At 27.0% G+C, this 22,073-nt stretch carries 15 protein-coding genes and 17 pseudogenes; 24 read left to right on the top strand and 8 right to left on the bottom strand.

Features of this window, described 5'->3' with window-relative positions:
- Positions 1–65 precede the first annotated feature (65 nt).
- The 9 genes and pseudogenes from BSV1_RS05265 to BSV1_RS06900 form a co-directional block, all read left to right on the top strand.
- Positions 66–1,289 (top strand): annotated as a pseudogene (locus BSV1_RS05265) (anti-CBASS protein Acb1 family protein).
- Positions 1,290–1,330: 41 nt separating this feature from the next.
- Positions 1,331–2,000: pseudogene (locus BSV1_RS05270) on the top strand (DUF1357 family protein).
- An 11-nt stretch (positions 2,001–2,011) separates the two neighbouring features.
- Positions 2,012–2,086, top strand: a pseudogene (locus BSV1_RS07325) (DUF228 domain-containing protein); the annotation flags it as partial.
- Positions 2,087–2,089: 3 nt separating this feature from the next.
- Positions 2,090–2,493: pseudogene (locus BSV1_RS06730) on the top strand (DUF777 family protein); the annotation flags it as partial.
- A 29-nt stretch (positions 2,494–2,522) separates the two neighbouring features.
- Positions 2,523–2,854, top strand: a pseudogene (locus BSV1_RS07495) (hypothetical protein).
- Positions 2,851–3,189: a DUF276 domain-containing protein gene (locus BSV1_RS07595; RefSeq protein ID WP_012672887.1), complete on the top strand. Its 339-nt coding sequence runs from the start codon at positions 2,851–2,853 to the stop codon at positions 3,187–3,189. Before BSV1_RS07495 ends, BSV1_RS07595 begins: the two are co-directional and overlap by 4 nt.
- Positions 3,190–3,220: 31 nt before the next feature.
- Positions 3,221–3,750: pseudogene (locus tag BSV1_RS07600) on the top strand (DUF276 domain-containing protein).
- Positions 3,746–4,351, top strand: a pseudogene (locus BSV1_RS07500) (DUF735 family protein). The pseudogenes BSV1_RS07600 and BSV1_RS07500 overlap by 5 nt, the downstream one beginning before the upstream one ends.
- A gap of 9 nt (positions 4,352–4,360) precedes the next feature.
- A pseudogene (locus BSV1_RS06900) lies at positions 4,361–4,468 on the top strand (DUF685 domain-containing protein); the annotation flags it as partial.
- Positions 4,469–4,515: 47 nt separating this feature from the next.
- Here the strand turns inward: BSV1_RS06900 and BSV1_RS05290 are convergent.
- Positions 4,516–5,211 carry an SIMPL domain-containing protein gene (locus BSV1_RS05290; protein WP_012672900.1) on the bottom strand — a complete coding sequence of 232 codons (696 nt, stop codon included), beginning with the start codon at positions 5,209–5,211 and terminating at the stop codon, positions 4,516–4,518.
- Between the two features lie 628 nt (positions 5,212–5,839).
- On the opposite strand from BSV1_RS05290, the gene BSV1_RS05295 reads away from it, so the two are divergent.
- The 4 genes from BSV1_RS05295 to BSV1_RS05310 all read left to right on the top strand — a co-directional run bounded on the left by BSV1_RS05295 (position 5,840) and on the right by BSV1_RS05310 (position 10,169).
- Positions 5,840–6,649: a virulence associated lipoprotein gene (locus tag BSV1_RS05295; protein WP_012672869.1), complete on the top strand. Its 810-nt coding sequence runs from the start codon at positions 5,840–5,842 to the stop codon at positions 6,647–6,649.
- Positions 6,650–7,177: 528 nt separating this feature from the next.
- The gene (locus BSV1_RS05300) at positions 7,178–7,672 is read left to right on the top strand and encodes a P13 family porin (RefSeq protein WP_012672232.1); all 495 of its coding nucleotides are present in this window, start codon (positions 7,178–7,180) and stop codon (positions 7,670–7,672) included.
- A 428-nt stretch (positions 7,673–8,100) separates the two neighbouring features.
- Positions 8,101–8,751, top strand: a complete 651-nt coding sequence (locus tag BSV1_RS05305; RefSeq protein WP_012672893.1) for a CRASP family complement regulator-acquiring lipoprotein — start codon at positions 8,101–8,103, stop codon at positions 8,749–8,751.
- Positions 8,752–9,383: 632 nt separating this feature from the next.
- A complete protein-coding gene (locus BSV1_RS05310) occupies positions 9,384–10,169 on the top strand; it encodes a complement regulator-acquiring protein (RefSeq protein ID WP_012672879.1) in 786 nt (261 codons plus the stop codon).
- Between the two features lie 370 nt (positions 10,170–10,539).
- Here BSV1_RS05310 and BSV1_RS05315 read toward each other — a convergent pair whose 3' ends face one another.
- The 5 genes and pseudogenes from BSV1_RS05315 to BSV1_RS06755 all read right to left on the bottom strand — a co-directional run.
- Positions 10,540–11,388, bottom strand: coding sequence for an MFS transporter (locus tag BSV1_RS05315; RefSeq protein WP_012672885.1), 849 nt, complete (start codon positions 11,386–11,388; stop codon positions 10,540–10,542).
- Between the two features lie 1,238 nt (positions 11,389–12,626).
- Positions 12,627–12,812: pseudogene (locus BSV1_RS06735) on the bottom strand (DUF777 family protein); the annotation flags it as partial.
- A 14-nt stretch (positions 12,813–12,826) separates the two neighbouring features.
- Positions 12,827–13,776: pseudogene (locus BSV1_RS05325) on the bottom strand (DUF693 family protein).
- A 150-nt stretch (positions 13,777–13,926) separates the two neighbouring features.
- Positions 13,927–15,191 (bottom strand): annotated as a pseudogene (locus tag BSV1_RS07005) (terminase large subunit domain-containing protein); the annotation flags it as partial.
- Between the two features lie 72 nt (positions 15,192–15,263).
- A pseudogene (locus tag BSV1_RS06755) lies at positions 15,264–15,521 on the bottom strand (DUF603 domain-containing protein); the annotation flags it as partial.
- Here BSV1_RS06755 and BSV1_RS06760 point away from each other — a divergent pair.
- From BSV1_RS06760 to BSV1_RS05350, 8 genes and pseudogenes are all read left to right on the top strand, one after another.
- Positions 15,444–15,723, top strand: a pseudogene (locus BSV1_RS06760) (DUF228 domain-containing protein); the annotation flags it as partial. The pseudogenes BSV1_RS06755 and BSV1_RS06760 overlap by 78 nt on opposite strands.
- Before the next feature lie 7 nt (positions 15,724–15,730).
- Positions 15,731–16,243: pseudogene (locus BSV1_RS05340) on the top strand (DUF228 domain-containing protein); the annotation flags it as partial.
- Positions 16,240–16,773, top strand: a pseudogene (locus BSV1_RS07505) (DUF276 domain-containing protein); the annotation flags it as partial. The pseudogenes BSV1_RS05340 and BSV1_RS07505, both read left to right, overlap by 4 nt.
- A gap of 5 nt (positions 16,774–16,778) precedes the next feature.
- Positions 16,779–17,060: a DUF735 family protein gene (locus BSV1_RS07340; RefSeq protein WP_012672896.1), complete on the top strand. Its 282-nt coding sequence runs from the start codon at positions 16,779–16,781 to the stop codon at positions 17,058–17,060.
- Positions 17,009–17,248: pseudogene (locus BSV1_RS07605) on the top strand (DUF735 family protein); the annotation flags it as partial. The gene BSV1_RS07340 and the pseudogene BSV1_RS07605, both read left to right, overlap by 52 nt.
- Before the next feature lie 114 nt (positions 17,249–17,362).
- On the top strand, positions 17,363–17,626 hold the full coding sequence (locus BSV1_RS07610) for a DUF685 domain-containing protein (RefSeq protein ID WP_425359153.1): 264 nt from the start codon (positions 17,363–17,365) through the stop codon (positions 17,624–17,626).
- Positions 17,559–17,828, top strand: a complete 270-nt coding sequence (locus BSV1_RS06470; protein ID WP_141631005.1) for a DUF685 domain-containing protein — start codon at positions 17,559–17,561, stop codon at positions 17,826–17,828. The genes BSV1_RS07610 and BSV1_RS06470 overlap by 68 nt, the downstream gene beginning before the upstream one ends.
- A 194-nt stretch (positions 17,829–18,022) precedes the next feature.
- A complete protein-coding gene (locus BSV1_RS05350; protein WP_012672889.1) occupies positions 18,023–18,157 on the top strand; it encodes a BlyA family holin in 135 nt (44 codons plus the stop codon).
- Between the two features lie 329 nt (positions 18,158–18,486).
- On the opposite strand, the gene BSV1_RS07615 is transcribed toward BSV1_RS05350, so the two are convergent.
- Positions 18,487–18,669, bottom strand: coding sequence for a hypothetical protein (locus BSV1_RS07615; protein WP_012672888.1), 183 nt, complete (start codon positions 18,667–18,669; stop codon positions 18,487–18,489).
- A 177-nt stretch (positions 18,670–18,846) separates the two neighbouring features.
- A complete protein-coding gene (locus BSV1_RS07620) occupies positions 18,847–19,290 on the bottom strand; it encodes an ERF family protein (protein ID WP_012672908.1) in 444 nt (147 codons plus the stop codon).
- Between the two features lie 351 nt (positions 19,291–19,641).
- On the opposite strand from BSV1_RS07620, the gene BSV1_RS05360 reads away from it, so the two are divergent.
- The 3 genes and pseudogenes from BSV1_RS05360 (at position 19,642) to BSV1_RS05370 (ending at position 22,030) form a co-directional block, all read left to right on the top strand.
- Complete coding sequence (locus BSV1_RS05360) at positions 19,642–20,736, top strand: plasmid maintenance protein (RefSeq protein ID WP_012672895.1); 1,095 nt, start codon at positions 19,642–19,644, stop codon at positions 20,734–20,736.
- A gap of 9 nt (positions 20,737–20,745) precedes the next feature.
- Positions 20,746–21,299: pseudogene (locus BSV1_RS05365) on the top strand (DUF226 domain-containing protein).
- Positions 21,275–22,030 (top strand): ParA family protein, encoded by a 756-nt coding sequence (locus tag BSV1_RS05370; RefSeq protein WP_012672913.1) that lies wholly within the window; start codon positions 21,275–21,277, stop codon positions 22,028–22,030. The pseudogene BSV1_RS05365 and the gene BSV1_RS05370 overlap by 25 nt, the downstream one beginning before the upstream one ends.
- Positions 22,031–22,073: the final 43 nt, after the last annotated feature.

Genomic DNA, 22,073 nt, shown 5'->3' on the forward strand with positions numbered 1-22,073 from the left:
ATTTTTTTGACAAAAATATTAGTTTTTGCTATCATATATGTAATTTGATAAAGAGAATTAAAAAGGTGTGTGATTTAAGAAAAGTAAAACTATTAGATAAAATAAGTTCACTAGAATTATACAAATACTCAATATTTTTTAGAAATTACATTGAAAATGTAACAGAAGATTGTCTTAAGAACGGACTTATTCTTGAAAGTATTAGTAGTAATGTTAGTGAGTTTGAACTTTCTAGGTTAAAGGCGCAGCTTAAGAATGCTCTACTTAATTGTATTATAAGCTACCGATTTCATGGAATTAGATATATTTTAGTAAAAACCAAAGATAAATTATTAGATCTTGAAGAGCCCGTTAATATAGAGTTACTTATTAGATTTGAATACCTTGATTATAAATCTATTAGAGATTCAGGAATTGACTTTGATCATATAACTTACAAAGTAAAAATCAATAATAAGGACAATTCTTATGACACTGTTAAAATACATAAAAGCCGACTCATAATACTATGAAAACCTCGATTGTGCCTTAAAAAGATATGTTTTTTGTTGTACTGAAAGCTTTTTGCTAGATATTTACCTATTTGAAAAAATATACGTTGAAATAGAAAAGCGTATTGAGAGCCATAATTTTTTGTTTTACAAAGACGAATCATTGGTTCAACTACAAGGCGCACTCTCTAGCGCAACAACTTCTTTAGGTGTACTTATCAAGAGTAATAATGATAAAGGAAATGGTATTTTATCTTTTTTTGAGAAAACAAAACGCAAATAATCATAATTAAAGATATTTATAATTTACGCAGTCTTAATGACTCGTTGTCGCATGAGCTAACGAGGCTTAAAGGTAATCTTAATAATGAAGGAATGTTTTATATGGCTACTTCGAACGCTAATTTAGAGGTTATTAAGTATGATCTTAGCTATTTAAATGAGGCTTTGGCTTTAATTAAAGCAAAAATTGGTGATGATACTAAAGAACCACTAACTAGAAGTTTTAATGAGCAGGCTAAGGGGTTTGGAAATAATGGTAAAGGCGATAGAGGCAATTATTATGATTTTCTAAAAGGTGTGCAGGGGTAAGTTGAGAATTCCTGTAGCTTAAAGCTTGCTAAATATTTTGGGCTTGATATGAAGTTTAACTCACTAGTTATGTTAAGTGAAGATCAAAAAGTAGAAAGGGATATAAAGCTAATTGAGCTTTATAGTAAAAACAACGAGCTTATGCAAAATAGCCATTTTGCTAATGGGGAGCTAGCTATTTTAAAAGAAAAATTATTCTCATTTTGAGAAAAGGAGCTAAAAAATGAAGAAAAAGAAGAAAAAAAGCAATTGATGCACAAGTAAAAGAGGAGTCTCAAATTAAATCTAATACTAAGAGGTTATAAGTGCTGGAGAATTTGAAGAGTATATGAGCCTTAAAGACTAAGTAGGCAATGTAAATCCCAAAGAGACAAATCGTTATTTAAGCATAAATGAGCGAATCACAAAAGAGCTTGCAGAAGTTGAAGAGAGAGCGTGTTGAAAAGCAATTATTATTAGAGACTGGGCGCATAAATGAAATTGATACACTTGCAAAAGCGCATCTTAGCAACCATTTTAATAAAGAAGTATTACTTGTAAAAGGATACGCCCCGAAAGACATTATGCAGGCACAGCGCAGAGAGCTTGTTCGCAAGTTTGTCCCAATTGAGAAAATTAAAGCCATTGCTAAAGCATAAGATATAAGCCAATATCGATGGAGAGATATTGGAACAACTTGTTTCTTTAGCTAAAGTGAATATCAAATTAAGAAAAAATGCGAGTGACAATTCTTTTTCTATTGACCCTATCAAAGGTAATGTTATTATTAAATTAGAAGAGAGAGTAAGTTTGCTTGATTTTAATTTTGTTCCAATTAATTTCACGGAGTTTGTACAGGCTATAAGTAGTACTTATAGGCAAAGACGAGCTCAATTTTATAAAAATCTAAAAAGACATAAAAGAACTAGTATTGTTTAAAGGGGGTTTTAATAAGTGATATCGCAAAAATTAAAAAAGAGTTTGATGAAAAAGTTGCTGAAATTAAAGCATTGATGAAAAATCCCTAGCAAGAAGCTGTCGTTATAATGCCAGAATTTGAAGACTTAAAAATTCATACAAAAAGTATATCCAATATTAGCCCTGAGCTCTCAAGGGGTGATGCCGTTTTACCACTTTAATTAAACATTAATATTTTTGATAAAAATGACAATATTCACTTTGACAAGCATCATTTCTGCATACTTAGTGTAATTGGCCCAAAAACTTTAAATCTAATTTTTGATACTGTTAAGATCAAAACAAATAGTACAATTGATATAGCTAGTCGAACAACTAGCTTAAAAAAATTCTAGATAATCTCGTAGGTGCTATTAATGGTGTAACTCTCATAGGAGACTCAACTATTAACTATGCAAGCCTAAGAGCTGCAACTTCTAGAATTACCGCCGATATCAACAACTTGTTTAAGTAATTTTTGCTAAATATGATATAATTAAGAGTATAGATTTAAAATTTGGAAATAATTTTGAGTTGGTATTTAATAATGATTTATCGCTTATTGAGGGAATTGACGAACAAAAACGAAAATTGTTTATATTCTTGAAAACCTTAAAGGGTGGTCTAAGTTGTTCTCCTAATTGGAGACTGGATTACTTCTTACTTTTGAAACTTTTGAAAGTAAACAATCTTCAAGCCGTTAAAAACTATTTTCATGAAATATTTAAAGAGCTTAACTTAGATTTAATTAATATTTAAATTACTATAAAAGACCACAAAGTATATATGTAATTTTTTTCTCATGCGACATTTTGAATATGGAGTTTGATTTATGAGCATAGTTTTCGATTCTGATTTTGGCATTCTAAAACGCAGAATTAAGAATATGGCAAAATCAAAAAGAGACTATTTGCATGTAAATTATGCAATTAATATTGATAATAATAACAGCCCAATTTACAACATTATTACATCTTCTTTAGCATTAATTGAAGAAGAAGTAATTAATAAGCTTAATCTCTTTTTTTCTAAAATGAGGCCGGGTGGTGCCTATTGGACTGCCATTGAAGAGCACATTTCTTCTAAAAACACAACTTACAGTGCAGTTAAATCGCAGTTAAATCTGCCTTACTTAATCTTGGTGGGGTTGAGTACAGTACACCAAGATTAAAAGTTCAGCTGGAAAAGCCAATATATATCTAATTCTAAAAGAAGATTTATTAGGTACTAGTAAAACTAATATTAGCAATTCTGAATTTAAAGCAAAACTTTGGGAAACACTATGTCTAACAACTCCTGTGGCACTTTGCTTGAGGGAAATGTAGAAATTGATGGACTTAACTCAACCAGACAACATAAATCCTATAAAATATCTCTAGGAAAAAGAAAATATGTTTATATGAAAGTGAAGTACAAGCTTGATCTTAAAAACTATCTCTACTTAAACATAGACTCTCAAATTAGAAACATATATTCCAGGATTATTTCAAATAACTATTCTGATATGGGGATTAGCTTTGAATATCAAGACTTTTTTGCTCCTGTTAATTAAGCAAAAGTTATTAAGTCTATAGAAATTAAAGCTTGTGTTAAAGATAGAAATACCCAGAGTATTTCAAGTATTGCTGAAAGTGATTTTAAAAGGAACGAAGATATTCTCATTAATGATATACTACTGTTTTTAATACAGCGGATCGGTTACTTATTGGCATTAATAATTGATAAATATTAAAATGCCTAATTTTTCCAAAGACACTGAAATTCATAAATTTATACTTACAGAAACTGAATATGCACAAAAACTGCTTAATGAACTTAAGTCCCCCAATTCTAATTTTATCTCCGTTGATGCAAAAAAAATATAAAATCAAGATATATTGCTATCTGGATATCTCAAGTCTTATCCATTTTCTATGCACAAGCTCAAACTTTACAAAGTATTACAAACAATATTAATAGTGTCATTTTTGCTTTACGCCATATTAGTACTAATGAGTCATTTAGGCTGATTTTCAAAGCGTTTTTGAATGTGGATATTTTAGTTTCTAACTCCAACAAGCTGGTGTTATTGATATCTCGCTAAAAGGGGCAATAAAACAAACTTTGCTACATTTATTTTTTCAAGCACTGCAAAAGGTAAAAAACCCAAAAAAATACTAATTAGAGAAAAGAAAGCTGGGTATGTTGCATCCAAAAGAGCTTTGGTATTTAACTCACTTCCCAAAGAATATCATCATTAAATTTACGCTTTTATAAAAAGGATTATTCCCATAGGTAGAGTACTAAAAATCAATGATAAAGATGGTCAAAATATTATAATTTTTAACAACTAGTGAGGCTTAATGTCTGAAGAAGAAGAAAAATTACTAATTGATGAAGAAGAAGCAGTTCAAATTAAAGATTTAAATAGAGTGGATGATGTTAAGAATACTGATCTTTTACTGCTTGATGCAAGCCATTTCTATGATTTTATTTAGAAATAATAGTTTTTCCAATATTAATTCAAATAATAAGAAACAGTTGTAACAATCCTTAATATTTTTTTTGGATAGCGCTCTTGAGCCCCTAAGCTTCTATCAATTGGAAGAAATTCAAAATATCCTTGATTTGCATTTTTAATTTTCCCTAATTTTGAATTTGAATGTTTTGCAAATTCAAAAGCTGCCAATTTTGCATTTTTAATTGAATCTGCTAACATTTCAGGCTTTATATCATTAATATTGTCAAAGTAATATCTTGGCCCCCCGCTGTTGCTAATTAATATGCCTTGATTATAAAGCTCAGCAATATTTTTTTCTGCTGCCTCCATTTTCTCAATATTTTTTGTATGGACAGTTAAAGATATATATGCTCTATACTTATAAAGAGATTCTTTGTAATTCTCTTCATTAAATTCCATAAACCCCATTTTTATATGGTCTTCGCTAAATCCATGTTTTAAAAAAAAGGTTTTAATTTTAGACAAGCTTAAATTATTTGCTTTATTAATATCATTAATGGTGTCACCAGTTAAGCTGTATCTAAACTCCCAACTAGAAGATGTTGATAAAATTTCTCTTTCGCTGAGGCCCTTGACCGTAATATAATTTTCATTTTTAGTGCCAATGTTTTTTATTCCGTGAGAAATTATAATTGATGATATAAATAAAAGTAGCGAAAATAACAAGAAAGATATTTCTTTTCCTCTAAGCATAGATTAATCTCCTCAAAATCGATAATAAATAATATATTAGAATTATTGCATTTAAATTTATTTTAACATATTGCTTAATATTAATAAATCTGAATACACTTTAGTAGATCAAGATTTTATAAAACCCCATAAAGGAAGATGTTTTATAGAGAATATAAATTAAATATTTTTAATAAAGATATAACAAAATTTTTTCATTTATGCATTTATGTCTAATTTAGACATAAAAAGTATGGGGTAATTAATATAATGTACAAAATGATTATTAAAAATTAATTTATTTGTCATTACATTATAAGATGCTTGGACGTGTTAAATTTTTGCATAATAAAATCCCAAACTATAAAATAAAGTATAGTGAGATTAAATTGACTTGTGGCAATTGTAATATTTCGTATGATAGAAATATAAATACAACCATGAATTTAAAAATTATTACACTTAATAAAAAAATTAATGAAACACATATAAAAATAATATAAAACTTCTCACAATAAAAATATTGTTATGAATCCGGCACTGTTTTATTAATTTAAATTAGATCCAATATTATATTGGATCTAATTTAATACTGTATTATATTAAATATTGGATTTTAAATTTTAGATTTTAATTAAGGAGAGTATTTATGAAATATAACATTATTACAGGCTTGTTTGTTTTCCTATTTTTAGCTTGCAATCCAGATTTTAACACTAATCAAAAAGATATAAAGCATCAATCTAGTAAAAAAAGACTAAAACTTAAAACAGAAACAAGCCTAAATCAAGAAGAAGTCCCAAATCAAGAAGCAAACTACAAAGAAGAAAAAGAAGAAGGCATTAATAAAAAAACAGAAAACACAATGCTTAATGATTTAAGAAATTCAATAGAAACAGCTAAAAAAGATAATGATAAATATACACAAAAGTTAAAAGAAGAATCTTCAAGCCAATACGGAATACTGGCTTTCAAAGATTTGTTCTGGCTAGATGGAACAAATGAGCAATTGTCCGCAAATACCGAAAGATCTAAAGCCTATAGAAAACGAGCTTATAGCATCTTAAATACTATTAATGACGCTTCCTTAAAGAATTTTTCAGAAATTGTAATGGCATCGGGACAAACACAGGGCATATTTAACGCCCTTAACTCACTTGGGGGTACTTTTGAAGAGATTGTTAATTTTTTGTATCCCAAAAAAGACAATTTGGGCAAATTAGAGACTTTGGTTTTAAAAAAGCTTAAAGATTCTTTGGAAAATTTTTTAGAGATAAAAAAAATCGCCTCAGAAATGATGCATAAGCTCTTATTAGACTATCAAAATAATACAAATCGTATACAAACAGACATAAATGAACTTAAGTCTTATGTAGACACACTTTTCAATCAAATGACAAAAAAAACCGAAGAAGCACTAAAGCTAAAAAATGCCATATGCTCAATAGAGGACCTTTAATTTATATATTGAAATTGTCATAATATAAAGACCTATCTTTTCCTAAAGATAGGTCTAACGCTGTTAAATACCATTTCTAAAAAAAAGATTATAAATAGCTTCTTGCTTTATTCCGCGCCAGCTTTTCAGCCCTACAAGAACGGTCGTCCATCAGAGAATAATCACACAGGCTTTACTTTAGAAAATTCTTGCCTTGGTTTTTATTTCTTTATAAGAATACGCCTTAGGATTTAGAGTTGCATTTATATCTCTATCATACAAAGTGATACAACTACTACAAATCCACAATAGTATCGCTTAATTTTAGAGTCATATTTTTAATATCTCATATTCAATATATGTACAACCCAATATTAAAATCTTATGAATTTATCAATAATCTAAAAACATCATCTTCAAGACTTATAAAAAATATTTCATTTATTTGGAGAAGTATTAATGAAAACTATAGTTTAAGTATTCTTTGGGGGTTTTTGATAAATTGCATTAACATTTAATTATTAAAATTTATTGGGAGGCAATATCAATATGAAAAAAATTTTAACATTGATATTAATTCTTGGCTTAACAATACAAATCTTTGCAACACAAGATAAGCTTGAAAAAAGTGTTGGAAGTATTGAAGCCATTATGAAATATAAAAGCGAAAAAGCAACTATACTAGCACCATTCCTTTTGAATTTATTTTTAACTTTAGGAATAGGATCCTTTGTCCAAGGAGATTATATTGGTGGTGGCGCAGTGCTTGGATCTCAGTTATTAGGAGGCATACTTTGCATAGCTGGAAATATTCTTGGCCATACAGATGATGAAGCAAGAGCAACAACTGGGCATATAATAACAACGATAGGAGTAGGCACTATTATAGCATCCCACATAGCCTCACTTATTATTCCATTTACATTTGCAAATAAACACAATGCAAATCTTAAAAAAAGACTCGGCATTGATATTGCGGGTTTTGAACCTAATTTTGATATTGGAATAAACGGATTCCAACTGTCGTTTAAAAAACGATACTAAATAAAAATCAAAGCTATAAAAATCAGTTACAAAAAACTACTGTAGTGATATAAATAATAAAATTTAATTAATGGAAATTTTATATAAAATAATAACAAAGACTTTATAAATTTGAAGATTTTCTTGAGAAGCTCATCATAAAAAGAAGATAAACACTTTTAATGTTTATTAGTATAATAAATCAAAATAATATAAATTTAATCGTGGCAATAAAAATGGGATCTTATTTTTAGATAGAGTTTTTAAAAGACTTTAAAAAAATATTAAAACTTAAAAAATATTAAAAATACTATAATAATGCACTTTTATTGTCAAAAATTACTTATTTAATCTAATAAAAATATCTTATTATTCTGTCAAGCTTATTGTGTTGTATGTTCTCTAATATAATAATACAATTAATCTATACTAATTGAGGAGAAATTTTTATGAAAAACAACATAATTTTATGTATGTGTGTTTTTTTACTTTTAAATAGCTGCACTGTTAACCACGACACTGAAACGGAAATAAAAAAACATGTTGATAAAACAAAAAACGAATATATTAATGAAATAAAAAATTTAATAGCAACAACTAAAGAAAGCATCGACAAGCGCAAACTGCTACAATCAAAACCAGCAGATCAAAACCTTGTTGATGATAAAAAAAATAAGAAAGTTTTTGAGATAGATAAAAGAGCTTTCGATTTTATAAATAGTTTTTTAACAGATGATGAATTCAATAAATTTGCAACCATATTTAATAAACCAACACTAAAATCGCCGGGCAAAGTATTAAATAGCATAGCAATTCTAGAACTTAATCTGGAGCAAGCAATTATTCACTTAGACTCAAAAAAAGATGCCTTGGATAAGGCAAATACCTCGAATTTGGAAAAGATCAAAAATTCTCTTAAACAACTATTCTCTATAAGGAATTTTTTCTCAACAATCATAAAAAGGGTCTTATTAGATCATCAAAACAATGAAAATTCCAAATCAGAAGAAACCTATTTCGATACGATATACAATCAGTTTAATGAAAAAAATAAAGAGGTTAGAAATCTGAGAAAAACCATATTATCACCGCCTAATTAATATGCGGGTTTAAGTAAATTAAACCTTGAAATATAAAAGTTTATTATTTACCATTAATATTACTTTAATTAAACGCACAGAAATTTAATTACACAAACAAAAAAATAAATTATAATTGAAATTAATTGATAAATAGCAACCAATTAACCTTTAAGAAGTAAAAATTGCAAAAACAATTATTTTAATATTAAAATAAACATAATAAGAGATTTACTTATAATAGAAAACTTTACTATTCATTTCAGAAAGGTTAAATCGACATTAAGAGATAAAATTTAAATAAATGATGTTGATCGGCCCGAAAGTATTCTGAAAACTGTCAAAATTAAAATCGAAAATTTAAATAAACTAGAGGAGCTTTTAGAAAAAATGAAAAATATCTTAAGAATCTAAAGAACAGTGAGCTTGTTTTATTAAAATAAGCAAGCATGTCCAAATTGTTGAACCAGTACCACTATATTAGGATATTAATTTACAAAAATTAATCAAGGATATATAAAATAAATTTTAAAAAAGTTTAAGTTGTAGTAAAATATTTAATTTTATTAATTAAATATTAAATATTGAATCAAATTAAATATTAAATTATAATAAGTATAAATAAATATGGAATGATATAAAGGAGAGTATTTATGAAATACCATATAATTGCAACTATATTTGTTTTTCTATTTTTAGCTTGCAGTACAGATTTTAATACTGATCAAAAAGGCATTAAATACCCGCCTACCGAAAAATCAAAGCCCAAAACTGGAGACTCTAAGCAAAAAGAATTAAAGCCTACTAAAACAGAAGAAGAACCAAAGAAAAAACAACAACTAAAAAATACACTATCTAATGATTTAAAAAAGCAAATAGAAACAGCTAATGAGCATAAAGAAAAGTATAAAAAAAGAATGAAAGAAGAACCCGAAGATCAATACGGGGTACAGGCTTTCAAAGGATTGAATTGGGGGCCGGGGACTGAAGATGTATCTGCCAATACCGAAAGATCTATAAGATTTAGAAGACATACTTATACTATTTTAAGCACTCTGAGTCTTCATGAATTAAAGGAATTCTCAAATATTGTTATAAATGAAAATAAACTAGTGCCAGTAGTAGATATGTTTAATTTCTTTAGCTCTATCGGGGGAGCTCTTGATACAACAACTGATAGCTTATATCCCAAAAAAGACAATCTGGACAAACTAGATCTGTCAGATTTAGAAAAACTTAAAAATTCATTTGAAGAAATATTGTCTGCAAAAGAAAGAGTCGCAAGCGGGGCAATGCAACTTGTAAGAGATTATAAAAATCTAAAAACAGATATTAATAAGCTTAAATCTTATTTAAATGACCTTTACAATGAATCTGAAGAACAAGCTACAAAAGCAGAAAATCTAGAAGAGTTTATAGTGTCAAAATATAAACTTTAATGTTTCGCTTTTAAAATTTATTAACAATTTAAAAATGTATATTTAAGCTTTTGTGGAAAAATATTTTATCTATTTGAGTAGGCATCACCATTAATATTACTTTTGGCTTAGAAATTCTTGTATTCTTTCTGCTGAAAAAGTTTTTACAGATATCATAAAAAGCATATTCAGAATCAAAATAAATCTATTTAACAAACTCATCTACACTTATAATTCCTGTGGAATTTGGATGGAAAATCATTTGTTATTTTTTATTAAACTTTGGTTTTAAGTATATTATAGATTTAATAGTCTAAAAATGTGATTACAGCAATAAATATGTAAATATGTGAAACTATTTTTATTAAAACTGACAATAAAGATATTGTGGTTAAAATAATATAAATATCATATTTTGAATGTTTAATTTTTCTAAATGCCCATGCTCCGCAATATCTGATAAACGAAATAGCACATAAATAATTCCAAATATACTAACGAATATGGTTTTGTCAATAAAAATTGCTTGCCAGTACAAATAAAAAGGTTGATAAAAAAATTGAATAGAGCCAATCAAAATAAATAATTCTAAAAGTTCTTTAGATTTCAATAATGTTATTACAATTTTTTTAAACTTTATAAGATATAAACTTAAATCTTCTTTACCATGATTATAATGTGGATTTTTATCATTTGGTATAAAAAAAATTGTAATTAAAGACGCTACCAAATATATTAATAATAAAATTAGATAAATTTTTATATCAATGTACAAATATAATACACTTCCAATGTATCCGCCTAAAATAGCACCAATACTTAGGATTATTTTTACAAATGATATAAAAGCTTTTAGCTTTTTTGAGTTATTTTGATATATTTTAGTAAAGCTAATGTCAATCGTGCCGGTGCTAATAGCAGCTGACATCCCATATATAAACCATGAAACACAAATAAACACGAATGAAGAGGTTTTAAAAACAATAAAATAAGAAATCATTAATAGAAAAATTGACACTAAGTAAACAATTTTTCTATCAAAAATATCTGATATTACACCTGATGGAAATTTAAAAATAATAATTGCTACCATATAACAAATTTGTACCATAGCAATATCTTTTAGTGATAACCCTTTATTTATTAAAATAATAGTTAATACAGCATGTGGCAAAGTCCTTGCAAGTTCTGACAAAAATAATGAATAAAAATAATATCTTTGATGTTTGCTTTCTATCATAAATCTTTATTATATTTTATTTATATTTTTTTTAAAATATAAATAAAATAATAAATTGCAATTACTAATACCAATTTCTTTATTTAAAAAATTATTTTTTTCATATTCATTGGCAAAGTAAAAAATAATATCAATAACAACCATAATCAATGCAATTATATTATTAGTAAAAAAAGAGGGAGCTTGATGGTTTTTATTTATTAATATTATTCTACTTTTTAATTTAAAAGATGATGACCTTTTTATAATTCCTATGTCAATAAATTAACGACAATACAAAATATTTGGAATATGAAATGGACCAATGCTTGAAAAATCATTGATATAGACAATATTTATAAGTGGAATAGAACTTTAAATACAAAATTTATTAATTAAAAAAACAGCTAATCATCTAATGTAAGCATTATTAATACTGGTTTAATATTTTTACTAAAACTTTTTCATTATGGGGCTTAGTTTAAATAGTTTTACTTAGCGATTTTAGATTTTCTTTAATTATATCTACTTTGTAAAGCCCTATATCATTTTAACTAAACAAAAATTGTTTAGTTAAATTAGATTCTTCTATTTTGTTTTCATCTATAAAAATTATAAACCCTAATCCTAGAGCAGAAAAAGAATAAAACATAAAATTCACAATACCACCACACACAATATTAATAATTAACTTTCACAAGCTAAAAAAATATAAAGATTGATTAATACATATTGGCAAGATAATTATCGTTTTATCATTCTTTGCATGTAATTTAATTAAACACCTAGTTCAATACGAAAGAGATTTTAAGACTAAAGATATTGGAAAAATTAAACTACAAACAAAATGCTTTTAATATTTATATAAGTGAATCCAAAGAAAATATGCCTAAAAGAGGTCTGACTGCCTTTAAATATATATCTTTTATTTAAAAATAAAGGAGACACACATGGACCCCTTAATTATATAGCTAAAAATAGGGGCGTGGTGGTTTTGAATTTAACAAAACAAATTTAAGATTCATAGTAAAATCATTGATTTTAATTCCTAAATTTATGCTTGAATATAAATTCTATAAAATATTTGCTATTTAAAAATAGCTTCTTTTTTTTAAATCTTAAACAACAGTGTTTATATAATTAATAGTAGTCCTTGCTGGCCCTTGAGCCTATATAATATCGTCATTAACACCTCCGTCCTTATAAATCAATGCCCCCCTACTAAAGTTTCTAATTTGCCCATTTTTTCAATAGTTGCTCATTTCTAAGTCTTCAAATTCTGGAATTGTAACCACAGCTTCTTGAGCTTGCTGTTTAAACTCCCTTAAAATGCCAATTCAAATTATAAAAATGTTTGAATAAATCCAATTTTTTATGTCTTCTTGTGCTAATGCCTGGCCATAAAGGCGCTGGGTCATTCTGTAAATTTCACAGCCTTTACTCATTCTAACCCCCCCCCTTACCTTTTACGTTTTTTATTAGAGTCATCCTCTAACTTAAGTATCAATGAACACTCTCCCGTGTTACTAGGCCTTGCGCTTGTTTCTTTTATAGTGGCTTTTATCATTTTCCCTAGCCCATCAATAAATGAAACTTTATCACCAACATTTAGCTTGTGTGTGTAAAATGTTTTGGAGTTCCAAAATATAAGATTTATTTTAAGTGTGGTGCCCAAAGTAATTTCTTGTTGCGGGATAAACTCAAGGCCATAATCTTCTAATGCCTCATGGTTTACACCTTTCCCAGTTGTTTTGTAATTAGTAAATCTAAAATTGCATTCAATCCCATCAGTACCAGTACCAACATCAGCTATTACGTTACGAACATATATTCCTTTTATTTTGTCAATAAACTCTTTTGGCGTTTTAGAATAAATATTTTTGTCAATGATTTTAATACGATCTTTTTCATCCATATTAATGATATTGCAACTAGGAAATACAGATTCTATTACCTCTTGCACCGTTTTACCTTTAAAGCTTTTGCCCTTTTTGCCCTCCAATTTTCGATTGAAGAAGTTGCTTTTAGTTAATAAACGAACATCACAAGCTCTACACTAACATCTCCACCAGGATAATCAGTGCTCATAGGAATTCCCAAATAGCCCGCCATTATAAAATCAAATTTTTTCTCATGGGCAAATTTTTTATAATATATTTTTACTATATCTTTCTCCTTAATGTTGTCATTGAAGCCTGAGGACAAACTCTAAAGTAAAATTTTTGCCTGTTTGGACTTTACAAAATTATAACTTGAATACATATTAGATATAGTAATATCAACATGAATTCCATTTTGTGTATTTATCATAATTTTAGGAATTTCTTCAAGATAATAATCTCCACTAATTGTTTTTTTTGATTTATCTGCATTGTAGAGCTCAATTTTAAAATCATAACTGAGTAACATTTATTATCCTTTACATTCTTATAGAACAAATGTTTTTATTATTGCAAATTAGAAATATCTTTATTATGATTGATTGAATTTTGTTTTTTCAACAAAGAAAATAAAATGCCGTTTTTTTATCATTATTAATAATCTTAGTAAGTGCACTCAAAGAAGTTCATCATAGATTTTGTTATCGCCTTTATACGTATAAATATCATCAAATATAGAAGAACTACTGTACTTTGTAATGTAAAGTTTTTTATAAGTAAAAGGTGCAATTAAGGTCGATATTCTACTAAACTTATTAGACCTTGGTTCAACCAGCGCAATTTTAAAATGTTGACTCATATTGCTCCTAAGCAGCACGCATTCGCGAATATCAATCCACCAGCACCTTTAGCGCTATCCCTATCTTCTATATAAAGCGTATGTACATTAAAATTTTCTAAAACAAGCTTGACCATATTCATAATATAAGTATCATTAGCTGGGCGTTTATCTTGAAATATAAAAGCATAATATTTATTATAAACTCTCGCTATAACACATAAAGCGGTGTTATCCCCTCTCCTCAATGCTGAATCTAAATATGCTATTGGGCTGGTGAACACATAATCTTAAGCAATATTAATCTGCGTAAAAATTGAATCAGTATTTGCTATCCATTCTACTGACAAAGCTCTTACTTTATATGTCGATATATCTTTATATAGTTTCTCTTGAGTTTCGATAAATCCTTTAATAAGAAGAATATTATCATAAGTTGTAAAATTACATGCCTTAAAAGTCACTGTATTATTAATATAATCGATTTTGAAATAATGTTCTGGATAATCCGGCTTAGTATCAAAAATAATAGTTTCTTGTCCATACCTAAGTCTTTTCAAAACCTCCTCTAAAGTTTGCTTATGTAAAGTTGTAGCCCCATTCACAAAAATAAGTGCCGAATTACTTCCTATAAATCTTTCAAAATCACTTGCCTTATCTCCCTCCATATAAATTAATAGGAAGTGAATCAATGAGGATATATGAATTATTTGTATGTTTTGGAATATAAGAAATATTAAGAAGTTCACATGGCTTTTAAATTATCCTAAAACATTAACTTCAGTCGAACACTGAGAATTACCTATAATGAAATTATTCGTATCACTAGAGTATAACTTTTTATTTTCCAATTAAACTTTTCATAAAAAACACGCAAGATACTTTTTTCAACTAGCTATACCACCACTAAGTATAATCTTCTTTTTATTATTCTTTTGAATGCTTTTTATTACATTCTTTTGCTTTAAAGTTAAATGCTTTTCTTTAAATCGATCAAAATTAACTGCAGAGTTTGATAACTTTATAAATTGAAATATATCAACTCCAAACTGAGTTTTGTATTGCTTTTGAAGTGTTGTAAAAAGTTTTGCCTGATTTAAGTTCACTCTTATACTTTTATATCTGCCTTTATTCTCAACTTCATGGGCAGCAGAAAGTCTTTTTATGCATTCATAGCAAAGCCCCATTTCTCTTATTGAACACTCTTTTATAAGATCATTAAGCTCATTTTTCAAAGAATTAATTTTTTCATTAACACATTTTCGACTTTTTTTATTACATTTTTTACTTAAAGAATTAATTTCAAATCTTAACTCGTCTATTTTAGAAAGCGTGGTAACAAGCTTAATACTAGAATATTGTTTGAATGCACCACTGACATAGACGAGTTTAACAGTATGGCAACCGTAATTCCAATTACAAACAACCTTAAAGATTGTTTAACATTTAAGAAAAATAGAAAAAAATAGTGCAAATCCAGGTGATAAGCCGCATTTTAATACACAAAGAGAGCTTGAAAAGAATGGGGGAGCTTAAAAATCTGTTAATGCTATAGCGCTTTCAAAAGTACATAAATTGAATGATGATTTATCCATAGTGCTTGCTAGTGTTTTTGGAAATAGCGCTTTAAAAGGGTAATTAAATTGTGGCTTTAGGGGACAAGGGTCAAGCTAAGGGTTCTAATTCTGGCAATAATTTACAATTAGGTTTAGAAACAGAAGTTCCAGTTGCTACTCCTAAAGTTAAACGTTAAGTAAGAGAAGCTGAAGACGATGTACAAGTAAAAGATCCTTATTTTAATTCTATTGAAGAACTCGATGATATTCTTTTGAAATTCAAAAAATATTCAAAATCAATGAGTTCGATTGAAAGCAATGTTTTTGGCAACTCAAGTGCTTGTTTTAAATCAAAGAATGAGCGAGTTAATACTTATTCTTTTGCATGTTCAAGTTTTGCAGACAAAATAGAAGAATATTTTTACGATCCAAAAAATAGTTTTCCATACAAGCGTGGGGTTAAACTTGTTCCAAAAGATAACTCTATATATGTTGAGGCCAGTGCAGATGCTGATATTCATGGCATATGAATTGATGTATGTGAATTTAGTTGTAACACATATGTTTTGCCGATTACAAATAACTTTGAGGGCTATCTTATCTAATTCTAAAAGAAGATTTACTAAATGGCAATAAAACGAATATTAACAACTCTAAATTTAAAGCCAAGCTTTGGGAAATATTATATCTAACAATTCCTAGTGGCACTTTACTTGAAGGAAATATAGAAATTGATAGACTTAACTCAACCAGGCAACATAAATCCTATAAAATATTACTTAGCAAAAGAAAATATGTTTACATAAAAATAAAGTATAGGCTTGATCTTAAAAACTATGTTTACTTAAACATAGACTCTTAAATTAGAAACATATATTCCAGGATTATTTCAAACAACTATTCTGACATGAGGACTGGTTTTAAATATTAAGATCTTTTTGCCCTTGTTAATGAAGTCAAAGGAATTGGGTCTATAAAAATTAAAACTTGTGTTAAAGATACAAACATAAATGTATTTCAAATATTACTGATAGCGATTTTAAAAGAAACGAAGATATTCTCATTGATGATGGTGATACACTACTACTTTTAAAATATAACAGAACGCTTGCTTATAGACATTGATAGTTGATAAATATGAAAATATCCAATTTTTTCAAAGATACTCAAGTTCATAAATTTATGATTACAGAAAATGAATACACACAAAAACTGCTCAACGAGCTTAAGTTCATTAATTCTAACTTTATCTCCGTTGATGCAAAAAAATATAAAATCAAGATATATTGCTATATAGATATTTCAAGCCTTATCGATTTTCTACGCACAAACTCAAACTTTGCAAAGTATTACAAACGATATCAACAGTGTTATTATTTGCTTTACGCCATATTGGTACTAATGAGTCATTTAGGCTGATTTTCAAAGCGTTTTTGAATGTGGATATTTTAGTTTCTAACTCCAACAAGCTGGTGTTATTGATATCTCGCTAAAAGGGGCAATAAAACAAACTTTGCTACATTTATTTTTTCAAGCACTGCAAAAGGCAAAAGACCTAAAAAATACTAACTAGAGAAAAGAAAGCTGGGTATGCTGCATCTAAAAAAGTTTTAGCATTTAGCTCACTTCCTAAAGGGGATGATCATTTAATTTGCGTTTTTATACTTGCAGATAATACAAGCTTTGTAGAAAAAACTTACACCAAAATAACAGACAAACTGATTAACAATGATTCTACTAATATTTCTAACCTTTTTAGTAAAATAACAGCACAACTTACAAACAACACGCCATTAACTCTTTTATCTAGAGACCACGAGCTTTTGATAATCGAAAATTCGAATAGTATTCTAAAAGCTCCAGTTACTGTATACTCACTCGGCATCCCAGACGATTTTTCTTTTGGTGGAACATTTCGTGAGACTACGCTTTATCCGCATGAATACAGAAGCAAAAAAAATAAACATTGTCATGAACTACTATGACAAAGTTGCTCCTATTTTTTACAAAAATAGTGATAATAGACCTATTTACCTTGATATTGAAATTGATATAACACACAATGACAATAAGACGGAAAAATTATTGTATTTAAGTACCGATGAATCTCAACATGCAGCTCTAGCCTATATGCATACTAACGCCATTAAGGGCTTATTGATTAAAGTCCTGGTGCATAAAGGATAGTATATCCAAAAAAGAACATACCGATCAGAAAGTGAAAGTCTAGCTCTTTTAAAACTGTAAACTTTTTTATCAAAAATTATAGTTTTGGTATATTATATAAATATAAAAAAATTAAAATTAAGGATTAAAAAATGGATACTATTTAAGCAACCAAACTTCTTATCAATTTAAATGAAATTAAACCTATAGCCGTGATGATTTTTGTAACAGCACTAGTTCTTGGAGGATTAATTCTTCTCAGGCCTTTACTAAAAGATGTATTATCTATAGCAATAGGCAAGCTTTTCAGAAATGGTAATGGTAATACGCATATTAAAAAAAGAGATTAAATAATAAAATTATCTAAAGATAATATTGAATTTGGGCTTACATCTATATCAAAACTTAATGATAAAATTTATCAGCACCTTAAAAATGAACTTTTAAAAAAATAGAGCCATTATGCTGATCTTCCGGCTAATTAAAAACAACGACAAAAAATTTGATAAAGGCTTAAGGTTCTTTAAGGAGCTTGACATATATCCTTATAGTAGGCCCCCTTGTAAGGACTTTGCTATGTAAGCATATTGCTATGTTGTAAATATATAATCAAATTATTTTTCTTCTTTTAGCGCACAAAAGAATTTTAATGAACTACTGCCCAAACCGGCTGCTTAAACTATACAAACACCTCAAAATTATTTAGATCATCTATTTTATTGTTTTTCTTGGAATAGTCTTTTATAAGACTTGCCCAATATTCTATACTCTTAAGATCAGAATTTTCAATAAAATATTTATTTAAAGCCACCCCATTACCGGCATATATCACCCTAACAAGTGCATTTATATCGTTTTTCATTGTAGACTCATTTACCCAATTTTCTATGCCAGATAAAACCTCTTTAAAAATATTGCAGTAATAAAACCTATTTTTTTGAGTCTTTATTTATGTTTTTTTTTGATTTTAATTTACACTAACTTATTTGTTGGACATAGAATTTTATTTTCATAATTATTATAAATGAGAGCTGCATAATTATCTACCTCGCCTTCTGTTAAGATATGCCACTAAAGCGCATCTTTTAAAATAATCAATAGATGATCTAAATAATTGAGGGAATATATTTACACTTTTAAAACTATTTTCATTATTCCATTGCAAATTTTCAGCTAGAATCAGTGTATCAAATGATTTTCTATACCCACTACTAATACTGTAAAATATACTCTTAACAACATGAATTGCCTTTTGCCCTCTAGCTGCAAAAGTTGAAAATTGACCAAAATCAAAATTTAAATTATACTTGTCAATAACATTTTTAATTTCTCTTGCTATTTCGTTGAAATTCTGATGCTTGTGCCCATATCCTTCAAAATTTTTATCAATGCCTGCTAAGTTCATCCTTAAGGTTTTCATATCTTTTATAAAGTTAATTTCTGCTTGAATATTTTCTTGTGGATTATTATTTAATAGCACCATGTTGGCCGCCTTTTTAACTTTCAATAAATATAAATATTTAACAAAAACTATTTTTGCCCACTTTTTTACAAAAAGTGGAGCTTAGCTAAGTTCTATCGCTAAAGAACTTAGCTAAGCCCCCCACTTAATTTAAAATTGTCAAAAAGGTAGGTGTAAATGACAATATTTATACAACTACTCTGATTGTAGTATAGTCCAACTTAGAATTAAAATCAATTTGTCATTTTACTAAATTAAAATTTACCTAATTGCAAACAGTCTATTAAATATAATATTTTTTTAGAAAAGTATTTACTTTTAAATCAAAATTATGCATTATATTATTTATTGAAAGTCAAAAAGGAGACCGGCATGGCACTATTAAACAACAATAAAAGTACAAATTACCATAACAAGCTACAGCATAAGTTAATAGTTCTTATCTCAACACTAAATTACATAAACAAAAAATATCAGAAATATACCCAAAACAACATACTCTATTACTTTAATGAAAATCTCAAAAGAAATGGTCAAGCTACCACCACACTAAGGACAATGCAAAAATATCTTTATAGATTAGAAAAAGAAATAAAGATCACAACCAACTACCACAAACATTTGGGAGTAAATTTTGGGACTGAAATTTACTATCAACTTAATTATCCAAAAAAAGAATGTTACCTTAAAATTAACGAATACTTTAAAGAAAAAAAACTTTCTAGATTTCAAAACAGAGTTAAAAGATTTCTTAAAGACAAATTTACTAAAGAGGGTAATGTAGATTTGGGGCAGAGCATTAATAATAAAAATAATAACATAAAAAAAGAAGAAGAAAAAAATAACCAAATAGAAAAATATCAGATTAAAAAATATTTCAATAAATGTAATTTTATGTCTAAAAAAACCCTTTTAATTTTAAATTTAGATATCAACAAAGATAACTTGATTGAGGTGCTTAAAATTATAAAAAGAATTGAAATCAGTCTAACAGAAAATAAAAATATACGTTTAAATAAATCTTGCTTTAAAGAAAAACAAAACAAATTAAAGAAAGTACTAAATAATACTCAAAAACAATTAGAAAAAAAGGGATATAATACTGAACAATTAGAAAAAAATATTAAAAAAGTATATGAAAATTACAAGTTTAAGCCACATTTTATTATTGAAAATTACAAATATAAAGATTTAGATATCATAAAAAGAAAGTTAGAAAAATCAATTGAAATAAAAAAAGAAAATTCTCAAAAAGATTATGAGCATATAAAGATAAACATTTTAAATATACTTATTGAACAGCTAAAAAAAGAGTCAAGAATTGAAATTTTAAAACCAATTTTAAAGGACTATTTGAATAGCAAAAACAAATTAGAATATAATAAAGTATTTGATATGTATTATTATGAGGTATTAGAACTAATAAAAAATGAAAACAATTCTTTAATACTAAAAGAAGCTATATAAGGATTGAATATTGAAAGTGTATCTAAATCTATAGAAACAAAAAAATCATTGATTGTTCATAACAATAAAGAGCGGTTTATAAAAATTGAAAAAGAAAATGATAAAACAACTTACCATACAAAAATGATGATGGATGTTTATAAATGTGAAGTTTATGATAAAAAAAATGTGTTTGGTTTAGCATTAAGAGTATTATTTAATCAATTAAAAGTTAAGGAAATTTTTTATATCTCGTAAAAGAAAGAGACAATTATATTGTCATTTTTATGGTTATAGAAAGCCAATAAAAAAGTCCCTTATAAAGTATGAAATAAACGGAATTAAAAAATTTTACACAATTGCAAGAGAATATTATGTGGAATTTAGATTTAAAATCGATAGTGTGTTTTTGTTACTTTAAGGGATTGTATTGTCTAAGAAAAAAAGATAGGATAAATAATCATTACAACAAAGCGCCATTTGATATCTTTATAAGATTAGAAAAACAAGTATATGGGTTTTATGGCAAAAAATATTCAGAGAAAGGATCACTAACAAAATGGACATTAAAAAACCTAAAATAATAACAATTGCTTCAATTAAAGGCGGTGTTGGTAAAAGTATGTTGTCAATTATATTTTCATATATCCTAGGCGAAATGAATAATAAAGTGTTAATTATAGATTTAGATCCTCAAAATAGTTTGACAAGTTATTTTTTGCAATATATCAGAAATATTGAAATAAATAATGTTTATTATCTATTAAAAAGAGATCAAGCCATTGCTTTTAACGAATATATAAATTCAATAAATAATAATATGTATATTATACCCTCTCATCCAATTTTGTGTAAATTTGAAAAAGGAGATATTCCTTATAAAGAGCTTATGTTGGAATATATATTTGATAAAAATTTACATTATTATAATTTTGATTATGTAATAATTGATACTCCTCCTAGTTTAAGTTCTTTATTGTTCAATGCTTTAAATATTACAAATAAAGTTATAATACCTATTCAAGCAGAAAGGTGGTCTGTAGAGTCTTTACCAATATTAATAAATGAAATCAAAGAAGTTGAAATAATAAGAAAGAAAAATATTGATGTGGTAATAATAGAGAATCAATTTATAAAAAATAGAAATACTTATAAAGATATTGAAAGTATTCTGCAGTCAGAGTACAAAGATCTTATTAAGGGAAGAGTTCATTTTTATAATTCAATTAAGGTTTTTATAAATGAATTAAAAGAGCCAAATAATAAGGAAACTTATTATCAAGAAATAAAGAAAATATTAAGCAATTTATTTTAAAAAGTATGCCGGCATACTTTTTAAAATAAAACAAAAACTTAGG

It is taken from the genome of [Borrelia] finlandensis (genome assembly GCF_000181875.2).
Lineage (GTDB): Bacteria > Spirochaetota > Spirochaetia > Borreliales > Borreliaceae > Borreliella > Borreliella finlandensis.

Coding starts and splice junctions, on each gene's coding strand:
- BSV1_RS05290 (WP_012672900.1), bottom strand. CDS start 5,211: ATGCTTAGAGGAAAAGAAATATCTTTCTTGTTATTTTCGCTACTTTTA.
- BSV1_RS05295 (WP_012672869.1), top strand. CDS start 5,840: ATGAAATATAACATTATTACAGGCTTGTTTGTTTTCCTATTTTTAGCT.
- BSV1_RS05360 (WP_012672895.1), top strand. CDS start 19,642: ATGGCACTATTAAACAACAATAAAAGTACAAATTACCATAACAAGCTA.
- BSV1_RS05350 (WP_012672889.1), top strand. CDS start 18,023: ATGATTTTTGTAACAGCACTAGTTCTTGGAGGATTAATTCTTCTCAGG.
- BSV1_RS05370 (WP_012672913.1), top strand. CDS start 21,275: ATGGACATTAAAAAACCTAAAATAATAACAATTGCTTCAATTAAAGGC.
- BSV1_RS05315 (WP_012672885.1), bottom strand. CDS start 11,388: ATGATAGAAAGCAAACATCAAAGATATTATTTTTATTCATTATTTTTG.
- BSV1_RS05300 (WP_012672232.1), top strand. CDS start 7,178: ATGAAAAAAATTTTAACATTGATATTAATTCTTGGCTTAACAATACAA.
- BSV1_RS07620 (WP_012672908.1), bottom strand. CDS start 19,290: ATGGTGCTATTAAATAATAATCCACAAGAAAATATTCAAGCAGAAATT.
- BSV1_RS07340 (WP_012672896.1), top strand. CDS start 16,779: ATGAAAATATCCAATTTTTTCAAAGATACTCAAGTTCATAAATTTATG.
- BSV1_RS05305 (WP_012672893.1), top strand. CDS start 8,101: ATGAAAAACAACATAATTTTATGTATGTGTGTTTTTTTACTTTTAAAT.
- BSV1_RS07595 (WP_012672887.1), top strand. CDS start 2,851: ATGAGCATAGTTTTCGATTCTGATTTTGGCATTCTAAAACGCAGAATT.
- BSV1_RS07615 (WP_012672888.1), bottom strand. CDS start 18,669: ATGAAAAACGATATAAATGCACTTGTTAGGGTGATATATGCCGGTAAT.
- BSV1_RS05310 (WP_012672879.1), top strand. CDS start 9,384: ATGAAATACCATATAATTGCAACTATATTTGTTTTTCTATTTTTAGCT.